Source organism: Nocardia sp. NPDC127526 (assembly GCF_042672265.1).
Lineage (GTDB): Bacteria > Actinomycetota > Actinomycetes > Mycobacteriales > Mycobacteriaceae > Nocardia.
Map to the genome: position 1 here is coordinate 118,260 of NZ_JBHXVO010000002.1, position 12,511 is coordinate 130,770.

The window sequence follows — 12,511 nt, forward strand, 5'->3', positions numbered from 1 at the left end:
CATCCCTTATCAGGATCAGGAGGCCACCGTGCGGCGGGTTCGAATCCGCTGTGCGGCTTCGATTCCCGAGCGGCAGCAGGCTTCCAGGGGTGCGCCCCGCAGATAGTCGCCCGCCAGCTCCAGCCCCTCGACGCCGAGGACCTGGCCGCGGACCCGATCCAGGAAGGCGCCGTGATCGGGCACATACGCGCAGTAGGCGGCGTCCCAGATGCGTTTGACCATGGCCTTGCGCGCGATCCGGGTGTGGCCCAGCAGCGCGAACAGCCGCTGTTCGGCGTCGTCGATCCAGGTGTCGAGCTGGGCGTCGGTGGGCACGGGACGGGCCAGGCGGCCGCTGAAGGTGTACCGGACGATATCGAGATCGTCGATGCCGTACACCCCGGCATTGCTGCACGGGCCGTCGTCGAGCACGATGGCGCGCACCTGCGAGCCGAACACGTCTCGCTCGTAGTGCACCAGGACCACCGCGGCCGGGAAATACCGCACCTGCGCCAGGGTTTCGCTCAATCGCGGCAGGTCGGCCTTCACGATCTCGGCCGTGGCATAGGCCGGTGTCGCCAGCACGACCGCGTCATAGGGGTGTTCGGCCACCGGACCGCCGTCGATGCTGATGGCCAGGCCCGTCACGCGATCGCCCTCGGTGATCAGCCGCTCCACCTGCGCCCCGGTGTGCGCCGACACGCGCTGGGTGAGCGCGGCCAGGGCCGGAATGATCCCGTCGGTGAGCTGATCGTAGGTGTCCATGATCATCGACAGATTGGTGCCGAAGGTCCCCAGGTACACCTCGTCCGGTTCCGCGCCGTTCATGCGAACCGTCATGGGCCGGAACATCTTCCGCACGATATCCGGACCGAAGTGCGCCGCCAGCGGCCGATCGTCGGAGGCGGCGGCGAGTCTGGCGAAGGCGGGCGCGCCCAGGAACCGGTTGGCCTCGTCGCGCCGCACCAGCAGGCCCAGCCGGGCCAGCTTCACCAGATCGCGCACCGAGCCGAGCCGGCGCAGCCGGGTCAGTTTGTCCCAGGCGGACTGGGTGCTGTCGAGGGTCAGCAGCTTGCCGTCGACGACGCGGGAGGTATTGATGCCGAACGGTTCATAGCGCGGCGTATCGAGCCGTTCCAGGAATCCGCGCAGCGCCGAATACTTGCGGCCGAGGTTCTTGCCGCCGGTCATGACGGGCCGCCCGCCGAGCCGGTCGACCCCGAAACGCCCGCCCAGCACCGGCATCCGGTCGAATAGATCGACCTGGCAGCCGGCCTCGTGCAGTTCCAGCGCGGCCGCCATCCCGGCGATGCCCGCGCCCACCACGGCGATACGCCGCTGATCGAGTGTCGGATTGTTCATCTGCTGTCTCCTCGGGATGCCGCGGCCGGGGCCGGATCGCGCCACGATTCGGGGGAACCGGTGGCGATGTCGATTCGGCACCCCGCGATGCGGACGCCGAACTGGGCGAGTTCGAGATGTACTTCGGCGGAATCGATCTCGTCGTCGCGGTCGATTCGGCTGGTGAACACCAGCGGCGCGCCGAACTCGGCGAAGCCGGTGAAGTCGGCCTCCAGGGCGACGGGGGCGGGATCGAGGTCGCCGGTCTCGTCGCCGGCCGCGAGCAGGGCGGCCTGCCGGAAGCCTTCCAGCAGCAGCGGTCCCGGCACGTGATCGTAGGGGTGATCGAAGAACGCCGGATGCCGCCGATCCACCACCAACTCCGGACCGTTGGCGCCGTGACCCACCACCACATTGCGGGTGTCGCGACGACCCACCCGCGCGGGCGCGACCGGCACGACCGGGCTGTCATCGCCCACCGCGCGGGGCGGGCGGTTGTCGCGTTGATGCCGCCGCAGTTCGGCGTAGGCTTCGGCCGGGAAAGCGATGCCCCCGCCCCGGAAGCTCACCGCCGCATCTCCCCCCACGCTCACGGTCGCGGTGAACCCGTGCTCGTTGAGAAACGCGCTGCCCGCGGTGAGATCGGTGCGCAGCCGCACAATGCCCTCCAGCGGATTGACGCCGTCATCGTGCAGGGCACTGCGATCCTCGATCTCCACGGCGGCGCGCTGCAGGCTCAGCGCGGTGCCCGGCGGTAGATTCAGATAGCGATGCCCGACCACGGTCATGGTCTGCCGCACGGCCTCCACCAGCGCCAGCGGATCGTGGCAGTCCGCCGGGCGATCCGACCAGAGCAGGTGCGCACGCGGAATCTGCACCGCGGCAAGGTATTCCCCCGCACCCACCGCGGCGGTGTCGGCGATGAAGACCTCGCCCAGACAGCGTCGATGTGCCAGCGAGCGCGGCACGGTCTGCTCGAAGCTCAAACCGCCCGCGGATTCGGATTGCTCGTGCGGTATCCGCGTGTGTTCAGGTTGCTCGTGCGTTGACCGCATGTCCGATGTCATTGCGTCTCCTCTCCCCTCACACCGCCGGCTGCGCGGCAGCGGCCAGCTCGGTGGCCAGCACCGCCGCCAGGGCGCGGGGCGTCGGGTTGTCCAGGAAGGCTCCCACCGGCAGCACCAGCCCGGTGAGTCCGCTGATCCGGCTGCGCAATTCGAGCACCGACAGCGAGGTCAACCCGATGGCCAGCACACCGCGATCGTCCTCGATGCGCACCGTCTCAGCGCCCTCGGCCAGCGTCGCGGCCAGTTGCGCCCGCACCGTCGCCAGCAGGTAGTCCGCACGCTCGGAGTCCGCGATCTGGGCCAGCGCCGACCGGAACTCGGCGAGCGGATCCGCCTCGGTCACGGCTACGTCCGGATCGTGCGCAGCGGTCGCGGTATCGGTGCCGTCCGCTGCCGCCACGGTGCTGCCGCACCAATAGTGCTGGGTGCCTGCCCAATACCTGCGATGCTGAAATGCGTAGGTCGGCAGATCCGTAGTGCGAGCGCCGGTTCCACCGAACACTTCCGCCCAGGCGACTCCGGCCCCGCGCACCCAGGCTCCGGCCACCGCGCGCAGCAGCGCGGGCACTTCGGTATCGGCCTCCCGCAGGCCCGGCAGGATCGCGCAACCGCCGTCGGCGACGCATTCGGCGACCATTCCGGACAGCACCTCACCCGGCCCTGCCTCGAGGAAGGTATCCACCCCGGCCTCGCGCAGCGCCCGCACGCCGTCGCGGAACAGGACCGCGCCACGCGCCTGCCGCACCCAGTATTCGGGTGTGCACAGCAGCGTGGGCGATGCGACGGCCCCGGTCACATTGGACACCACCGGAATCGACGGCGGTTTCAGCTCGACCCCGTCCAGTACGCTGCGAAATTCGCCGAGCATCCCGTCCAGATGCGGCGAATGGAACGCGCGCCGCACCCGCAACCGCCGCACCCGGCGACCTCGCGCCCGCCAGTAGCGCGCCAGCTCCAGCACCGCCGCCTCGTCCCCGGACAGCACTGTCGCATTGGGCCCGTTGTCCGCGGCGATCGACACCCGGTCCTCATAACCGGCCAGCGCCGCTTCGGCATCGGCGCGACCGGCCCGCACCGCGAGCATGGCGCCGGGACCGAGCCCCTGCATGAGCCGCCCGCGCGCCGCCACCACCGCGGCGGCGTCCGACAGCGAGAACACGCCGCTCAGGTGCGCCGCCGACAGTTCGCCGATGGAATGCCCGAGCAGGAAATCCGCTGTCACACCCCATGATTCGAGTAACCTCCAGAGCGCGACCTGCACCCCGAACAGCGCCGGCTGGGTGAACTCCGTGCGGTCGAGTACTTCCTCCTCCGCACCGAACACGACCTCCCGCAACGACCGTTCCACGTGCGGTTCGAACGCGGCGCACACCTCGTCGAAGGCCGCCGCGAACACCGGGAACGTCTCGTACAGCTGGCATCCCATCCCCGGCCGCTGACTCCCCTGCCCGGGCAGCAGCACCCCGAGCCGCCCCGCCGACACCGCTCCGGTCACCGCGTCCCGGCTGCCCCCGGCCTGCGCCACCGCCGTCGCGGCGGCCCGCAATCGGTCGTGGTCGCCGGCCACCAGTACCGCGCGATGGTCGAATACGGCCCGGGTGGTGACCGAAGAAAAGCCGAGGTCGGCCACGGTGACAGGATTCTCGGCCGAGCGCGTCGACACGCCGGACTCCGCGCCGGGCCCCAGCGCCGCCGCCAGCCGAGCGCCCTGCTCCCGCAGTGCCCCAGGAGTGCGCGCCGACAGCACCACCGGATAGGCGGGCAGCGACGTGCGCGCCACCGAATCCGGCAGGACTAGCGCTGCATCCGACGACGCCTGCACGATCGAATCGGCATGGGCGGGGGCCGGACCCGATGCCCTCCGCACGACGGAATCGGCACGGTCGGGCGTCGAACCCGAGTCCGTCCGCGCGGCCGAATCCGCTCGGGCCGCCGCCTTCTCCGACGACACTGTTGTGTACCCGGCCGGGTCGTATTCCACGATGGCGTGTGCATTGGTGCCGCTGAACCCGAAGGCCGAGATCGCCGCACGGCGCGGCCGCCCCGAGTCCGGCCAGGGCGTCGCGTCGGTGGCCAGCCGCAGTTGCCCGCTCCCCCAGTCGATGTGCTCGGAGGGCCGGTCGACGTGGAGGCTGGCGGGCACGGTCGCGTGCCGCATGGCCGCCACCATTTTGATCAGTCCCGCCGCCCCGGCCGCCGACTGGGTGTGGCCGATATTGGATTTCACCGATCCCAGCCACGCCGGCCGGTCCGGCGCTCGGTGCCGGCCGTAGGTGGCGAGCAGCGCTTGCGCCTCGATGGGATCGCCGAGCACGGTGCCGGTGCCGTGGCCCTCGATGACATCCACATCGGTGGGGAGCAGTCCCGCTGATGCCAGCGCCTGCCGGATGACCTGTTGTTGCGCTTGGCCATTGGGGGCGGTGAGTCCGTTGGAGGCGCCGTCGGAGTTGACCGCGGTGCCGCGGACCACCGCCAGCACCGGATGTGCGTTGCGGACGGCGTCCGAAAGTCTTTCCAGCACAACCAGTCCTACGCCCTCCGACCAGGCGGTGCCGTCGGCGGCGGCCGCGTACGGTTTGCACCGCCCGTCCGGGGCCAGTGCCCGCTGCCGGGAGAACGCCACGAACTGGGTGGGTGAATCGATCACGGTGATGCCGCCGGCCAGCGCCAGCCCGCACGAGCCGCCGCGCAGCGCCTGCACCGCCTGGTGCAGCGCCACCAGCGCACCCGAGCAGGCGGTGTCGACGGTGATGGCGGGTCCGTTGAGCCCGAGCGCGTAGGCAATGCGCCCGGTCGCCAGGCTCACCTGATTGCCCAGCACGTAATAGGTTTCGTAGCCGTCCCAGTCGGGGCACCAGTCCGAGTACACCTGATCGCTGACCGCCGCGAACACCCCGGTGTCGCTGCCGCGCAGCGACGCCGGATCGATGTGCGCGCGCTCGAACGCCTCCCATGCCACTTCGAGCAGGAGCCGCTGCTGCGGATCCATGGCGGCCGCCTCGCGTTCGGAGATCCCGAAGAACCCGGCGTCGAAACCGGCGGCGTCATCGAGGAATCCGCCGGTGGCGACGGTGGGATTGCCCGGCTCGTCGTGGGCGGCGGCCGGTCGCCAGCCGCGATCGGCCGGGAACGGGCCGCACACGTGGCGGCCCTCGGACACCATCCGCCACAGGTCTTCCGGTGAATCGATACCGCCAGGGAACCGGCAGGCCATTCCGATGATGGCGATCGGCTCGGTGACCCGCTCGCGCAACTCCTTCAACTCCTGGCGCGCCTGCAGCAGATCCTGCACCGTGCGCCGCAGGTAGCGCCGCAATTCCTCCTCGGCCATCTCCCCTCCTCGCTGTCGTTCCGAATCCCGTTGCCGCTCAGTCCAGCTGGTCGATGAGTCCGAACAGCTCGCGGTCCTCGGCGGTGTCCAGATCCAGCGGGGTCTCGTCGAGACCGGTGTCGAGTTCGCGCACCAGCGCCCGCAGTCGCGCGGCCAGCTCGCGCTTGTCCTCGGGCGCGAGCGCGGCCGCGGCGCAGTCGCGGGCCACCGCCTCGATCCCGGCGCGCAGCCGCGCGGGGGCGTCGTCGACCGGAACGAGTTCGGCCCGCAGGTATTCGGCCAATGCGGCCGGGGTCGGATGGTCGAAGACCACCGTGGCCCCCAGGGTGATGCCCAGCGCCGACTTGAGCCGGTTGCGGAATTCCATGACACCCAGCGAGTCGAAGCCGAGTTCCTGGAACGGCCGCGCCGGATCGATGGCATCCGGTGACGGGTGACCCAGTACCGCGGCCGCCTGCACCCGCAGCGCGTCCACAATGGCCCGCGTCTGCTCGGCCGGTTCGCGACCGACCAGGCCCGCGACGAAGGTGGCCGATTCGGCGGTCCGCACGGCCGCGGTGCGCCGCCCCGGCCGGGCCAGTCCGCGCAGCGGCGGCGGCATATCGCCGGGGTCCAGCGCCGACAGCGCCGCCGTGTCGAGCCGGGCCGCGACCACCGCGGCGGCCGGACCCGAGACGGCCGCGTCGAACAAGGCGGCGCCGTGCGCATCGTCGATGGGCCGCATGCCCTGCCGCCGCATGCGCGCCCAATCCTGGTCGCCGAGTTCGGCGGTCATGCCGTCGGTGCCGCGCCAGGCGCCCCAGGCTATGGCCGTCGCGGGCAGTCCGGCGCCGCGCCGCTGCTGGGCGAGGGCGTCGAGGAAGGCATTGGCCGCGGCGTAATTGGCCTGTCCGGGACCACCCAGCACGCCGGCCACCGAGGAGTAGAGCACGAACGCGGCGAGATCGGCGTCTGCGGTGGCTCGGTGCAGCTGCCACGCGGCGTCGACCTTGGGCCGGAAGACCGCCGTCACCTGTTCGGCGGTCAGCGATTCCAGGACCCCGTCATCGACCACGCCGGCGGCATGGATGACCGCGGTGAGCGGATGTTCGGCCGGAATACCGGCCAGCAGCGTCGAAACGGCTTGCGGCTCCGCCACATCCGCGGCGGCGATGGTCACCTCGGCGCCCCGGGCGGTGAGCTCCTCCAGCAGCTCGGCGGAGCCCTCGGCCTCGCGACCTCGCCGACTGACCAGCAGCAGCCGGCGCACGCCCCGGTCGGTGACCAGATGGCGCGCCAGCATGGCTCCCAGTCCGCCGGTGCCGCCGGTGATCAGGACGGTGCCGTCGGACGCCCATGGCGCGGGGACGGTGAGCACGTTCTTGCCGATGTGGCGGGCCTGGCTCATGAATCGCAAGGTCTCGGCGGCCTCCCGCACCGGCCTCGCCGAGGTGGTGATCGGTTGCAGCACACCGGATTCGAACAACTCGACGAGCGTGGCGAGAATCTCGCGCAACCGGTCGGGCCCGGCCTCCATGAGGTGGAAGGCACGGTAGCGGACACCGGGATGCGCTGCCGCGACCTCCGCCGGATCACGCCGGTCGGTCATGCCCATCTCGATGAACCGCCCGCCGCGCGGCAGCAGCCGCAGGGAGGCGTCGACGAATTCGTTTGCCAGCGAATCGAGTACGACATCGACGCCGCGGCCACCGGTGGCGGCGGCGAACCGCGCCTCGAAGTCCAGGCTGCGGGAATCGCCGATATGACCATCGCCGAATCCCATCGCACGCAGCACCGGCCACTTCGGCCGACTGGCGGTGACGTAGAGTTCCGCGCCCAAGTGGCGGGCCAGCTGCACGGCGGCCATGCCGACACCGCCGGTGGCGGCGTGCAGCAGCAACGTCTCACCAGCGGTGAGCCCGGCCAGATCGACCAGCCCGTAATAGGCGGTCGCGAAGACCACCGGCGTGGCGGCGGCCTGCGCGAAGGTCCACCCGCGCGGCATCCGCGCCAGCAGCCGCCGATCCACCGCCGCGGTCGAGGCGACCGCCGGCAGGAACCCGAAAACCCGGTCCCCGGGCGCGAATTCGGTGACATCGGCGGCCACTTCGATGACCACGCCCGCGCCCTCACCGCCGATGGCGGCCTCCGGATCCGGGTACATGCCCAGCACGATGAGCACATCGCGGAAGTTGACGCCGCACGCGCGCACCGCGACCCGCACGTGTCCCGGCGGCAGCGGTGCGGCGGCGGCCTCGTCGGCCACCAGCGCGAGATTGTCGGCGCTGAGGGTGCCCAGGCCCTGCGGCGCGAGCCGCCACGGCTCGCCGTCGGCACCGGTGCTGGGCACCAGCGCATCCGCCGCGTCGCGACCGAGCCGGACCGTGTGGGCCACGCCGTCGCGAATGGCGAGCTGCGGTTCCCCGGCGACGGCCAGCGCCTGCGCGACGGCCTCGCGATAGCCGTCCGGATCGTCGATGTCCACCAGCAGCACCCGGCCCGGCTGTTCGCTCTGCGCGCTGCGCAGCAGACCCCAGGCGGCCGCACCGGTGAGATCCGGGGTTTCCGCGGCGTGCACGGCCACGGCGTGGCGGGTCACCACCAGCACGGTCTCCTCGCTCGCCTCCGCGGTGAGCAGCGATTGCAGGCGGGCCAGCAGCGCCGTCACCCGCTGTCGCGCGAATTCCGGTGTGCCGCCCTTTGTTTCCTCGAGGCCGGAATCGAACTCCGTGCGCAGGACCGCGATGCGCCGCGCTCCGGCGGTCGCGATCTCGTAGCCGTCACCGGCCTCCCAGCCGATCGGCTCGGGTTCGGCGGCGGGCAGGGCGGTCCAGCCCGCGACGAAAAGGTCCGTCCCCACCGTGCGGGCCGCGGTCAGCGCCGAACGGGGCAGCGTGCGCAGCGTCAGCGCACCCACCTGCGCGACCGGATTGCCGACCGGATCGGCGAGGGTGAGCGTGATGCGGTCCGCCGCCGGGACCGCCACCCGCACCCGCAGCGATTGTGCGCCCACGGCGTGCAGCCGCACGTCCTCCCACGAGAACGGCACCGAAACCTCGTCCGCACCAGGGGCGTGACCGCCCAGGGCCAGCGCGTGCAGCGCCGCGTCCAGCAGCGCCGGGTGCACTCCGAACCGCTCGGCCGACCCTCGGGCCGAATCGGGCAGATCGACTTCCGCGAACAGTTCCTCGCCGCGCCGCCACAGGGCGGTCAGCCCCTGGAACAACGGACCGTACCGGTAGCCGTGTCCGGCGAGCTGTTCGTACCCGCCCTCCAGCTCGACGCGTTCCGCGCCCGGCGGCGGCCAGGTCACCAGATCGGTTGCGGCCGGAATGTTTTCGCCATCCGGTTGCAGCACGCCCGCGGCATGACAGACCCACTCCCCGGGTTCCCCGGCTTCGGCGCGGGGCCGGGAGTACACGCTCACCGACCGGGACCCGTCGGCCTCGGGCGCACCGGCGACCACCCGCAGCTCGACGGCTCCGGTATCCGGAAGCACCAGCGGCGCTTGCAGAATCAGCTCGGCCAGCCGCGGGCAGTCCGTCGCCGCGCCCGCGTGCAGCGCCATCTCGACGTAGGCGGTGCCGGGCAGCAGCACACTGCCGGCGATATCGTGATCGGCCAGCCAGGCATGGGTGCGCAGGGCGAGCAGCCCGGTCCACACCCGGCTCGCGGTCTCCGGAAGATCGACCATGGCGCCCAGCAGCGGATGATCGGCCGCGGTGAGACCCGCGCCGCCCACATCGGCGCCGCCCACCGGCTCCAGCCAGAATCGCGGCCGCCGGAACGGATAGGTGGGCAGATCGACCGGACGCGCCCCGGTGCCCGCGAACGTCGCCGCCCAATCCACATGCGCGCCCGCGCAATACCCGGCCGCGAGGGCCCGCATCAGATCCCGCGGCTCCTCGGCGGCGGGTTCGCGCAGCACGGCCGCGGCCGTCGGCGCGGCATCGATGTCGGCGGCGGTCCGATGCACCAGTCCGGTGAGTACGGTGCCGGGCCCGGCCTCCCACAAGACCGAGACGCCCTCCTCGCCGAGCAGCCGCTGCACGGCCGCCTGGAAACGCACCGGCTGCCGCACCTGCGCCACCCAGTACTCCGGCGATCGGAGTTCGGCGTCGGTCAACGGCTCCCCGGTGACCGTGGAGACGATCGGCACCGTCGTGGTGTGGAAGGTGAGACCCGCACAGACCCGGTGGAATTCGTCCAGCATCGGCGCCATGCGCGGCGAGTGGAAGGCATGGCTGACGATGAGCCGTTTGGTCCGGGTGCCGCGTGCGGCGAGCAGCCCGGCCACCTCGTCGACGGCGTCCTCGTCGCCGGAGAGCACCAGCGAACGCGGGCCGTTCACGGCGGCCACCGACATCCGGTCCGCGCGTTCGGCGACCAGCTCGGCCACGGCGTCCTCGTCGGCCTCGACCGCCACCATCGCGCCACCGCCCGGCAGCGCCTGCATGAGCCGGCCGCGCGCGGCGACCAGGGCGCAGGCATCCGGCAGCGACCACACACCGGCCACGTACGCCGCGGCGATCTCGCCGATCGAATGTCCCGCGAGCCGATCCGGCCGCACCCCCCACGCGGACAGCAGGCGGTACAGCGCCACCTCGATCGCGAACAGCGCGGGCTGGGTGTATCCGGTGGTGTCGAGCAGCGCGGCCTCCGGCGTGCCGGGCGCGGCGAACATCACCACGCGCAGACCGGCCTGCCACTGCGGGCTGATGGCGTCGAACTGTGCGCAGATCTCGTCGAGGGCGTCGGCGAACACCGGATAGCAGTCGTACAGCGCGCGTCCCATCCCGGGCCGTTGCGCGCCCTGGCCGGGGAACAACAGCGCCGTGCGCACGTCCCGGTCGGTGGATCCGCGCACCACGGCTTCGGAATCATCTTCGGCGGCAAGCACATCCAGTGCTTTCAGCAGTTCGGTGCGATCGGCGCCGAGCAGCACGGCACGCCGGTCGAACTCGGCGCGGGTGGCGGCCAGCGCATAACCGACGTCCACGACCGACAGCTCCGGATCGGCGTGCACCATGGCGCGCAGCCGCTCGGCCTGCGCGGTCACCCCCTCCTCGGCCCGCGCGGTCAGCACCCACGCGGTGATCGGCGGCAGGGTGCGGTCGACGGGCGCGGGCTCCGGCCGCGGCGGTTCCTCGATGATCACGTGCGCATTGGTGCCGCTGATACCGAACGAGGAGATGCCCGCCCGCCGCGCCCGCTCACGACGCGGCCACGGCCGCGCGGCCGACAGCAGCCGCACCTGCCCGTCGGCCCAGTTCACATGCTCGGTGGGCGCATCCGCGTGCAGGGTGCGCGGCATGGTCTCGTGCCGCATGGCCATGACGGTCTTGATGACGCCGGCGACACCCGCGGCCGCCTGGGTGTGGCCCATATTGGATTTGATCGATCCCAGCCACAGCGGATCCCCGGCTCCGCGCCCGCGACCGTAGGTCGACAGCAGGGCCTGCACCTCGATGGGATCACCGAGCACCGTTCCGGTGCCGTGCCCCTCGACCAGGTCCACATCGCCCGCCCCGATGCCCGCGTCGGCCAGCGCCGCCCGGATCACCCGCTCCTGGGCGGGCCCATTGGGCGCGGCCAGCCCATTGGAGGCGCCGTCCTGATTCACCGCCGAACCCCGCACCACCGCGAGAATCCGGCGCCCGCGCCGCTGCGCCTGCGAAAGACGTTCCAGCACCAGCATGCCCACGCCCTCGGACCACACGGTGCCGTCGGCGCCCGCGCCGTAGGATTTGCAGCGGCCGTCCGGCGCCAGCCCGCGTTGCAGGCTGAATCCGATGAAGGAACTGGGTTTCGCCATGACGGTGACCCCGCCGGCCAGCGCGAGTTCGCATTCCCCGCGCCGCAGCGCCTGCGTCGCCAGGTGCAGGGTGACCAGTGAGGACGAGCAGGCGGTGTCGACGGTAATGGCCGGGCCCTCCAGGCCCAGCGAGTACGAGATCCGGCCGGAGGCAACACTTCCCGTGACACCGGTCATCAGGTACCCGTGCAGTTCCGGCGGTGCGTCGTCATCGGAGTAGTCGGTGTAGAACTGCCCGACATAGACGCCGGTGCGGCTGCCGCGCAGCGAGGCCGGATCGATGCGCGCGTATTCGACGGCCTCCCAGGCGGTTTCCAGCAGCTGCCGCTGCTGCGGATCCATGGCCGCGGCCTCGCGCGGGGAGATGCCGAAGAAGTCGGCGTCGAACAACGGTGCGTCGTAGAGGAATCCACCGGTCCGCACATAGGACTTGCCGACCGCGCCGGGCTCGGGATCATAGATGTCCGCCCAGCCGCGATCGGCCGGGAACTCCCCCGTCACCGCCGTCTCGTCGGCGAGGATGCGCCACATGTCCTCCGGCGAGGCGATACCGCCGGGATAGCGGCAGGCCAGGCCGATAATGGCGATCGGCTCCTCCGGGGCCGTCACCGCCCGGGCGTCTGTATCGACCTCGGTGGGTTCGGCGCCGGTGAGCCGGATGTACAGCAGCTGCGCCATCCGCTCGATGGTCGGATAGTCGAAGGCCACGGCCGCGGTGAGTTCCACACCGGTGGTGCGGCGCAACCGGTCCCGCAGTTCCACCGCGGAGCGGGAATCGAAACCCAGCTGCTGGAACGACAGGTCGGGGTCGATCTCGTCGGGGGCCAGGGCGCCCAACACCTCCCGCACCTGCCGCACGACCAGTTCGCGCAGCAGGCGGACCCGTTCGGCCGGGCTCAGCTGCGCCGGTTGGGCCAGCCGGCGCAGCAGGTCGGCCGAGTCCGCACCGGACATCCCGCGGTCGTTCACCATCGTCGCGCTCCTCGCTGTCGCCGCGCC

General features: G+C 71.7%; 4 protein-coding genes. All 4 read right to left on the reverse strand.

From position 1 onward, the window contains the following. Positions 1-15: 15 nt before the first annotated feature. Genes ACFVIV_RS03675 through ACFVIV_RS03690 form a run of 4 tightly spaced genes read right to left on the reverse strand, consistent with a single transcriptional unit; the run spans position 16 to position 12,484 of the window. The gene (locus tag ACFVIV_RS03675) at positions 16-1,341 is read right to left on the reverse strand and encodes an FAD-dependent oxidoreductase (RefSeq protein WP_379193227.1); all 1,326 of its coding nucleotides are present in this window, start codon (positions 1,339-1,341) and stop codon (positions 16-18) included. Beyond that, the gene (locus ACFVIV_RS03680) at positions 1,338-2,387 is read right to left on the reverse strand and encodes an AfsA-related hotdog domain-containing protein (RefSeq protein ID WP_379193228.1); all 1,050 of its coding nucleotides are present in this window, start codon (positions 2,385-2,387) and stop codon (positions 1,338-1,340) included. The genes ACFVIV_RS03675 and ACFVIV_RS03680 overlap by 4 nt, the downstream gene beginning before the upstream one ends. A gap of 16 nt (positions 2,388-2,403) precedes the next feature. Next, complete coding sequence (locus tag ACFVIV_RS03685) at positions 2,404-5,718, reverse strand: type I polyketide synthase (RefSeq protein WP_379193229.1); 3,315 nt, start codon at positions 5,716-5,718, stop codon at positions 2,404-2,406. Between the two features lie 37 nt (positions 5,719-5,755). Beyond that, the gene (locus ACFVIV_RS03690) at positions 5,756-12,484 is read right to left on the reverse strand and encodes an SDR family NAD(P)-dependent oxidoreductase (RefSeq protein ID WP_379193230.1); all 6,729 of its coding nucleotides are present in this window, start codon (positions 12,482-12,484) and stop codon (positions 5,756-5,758) included. Between the last annotated feature and the right edge of the window lie 27 nt (positions 12,485-12,511).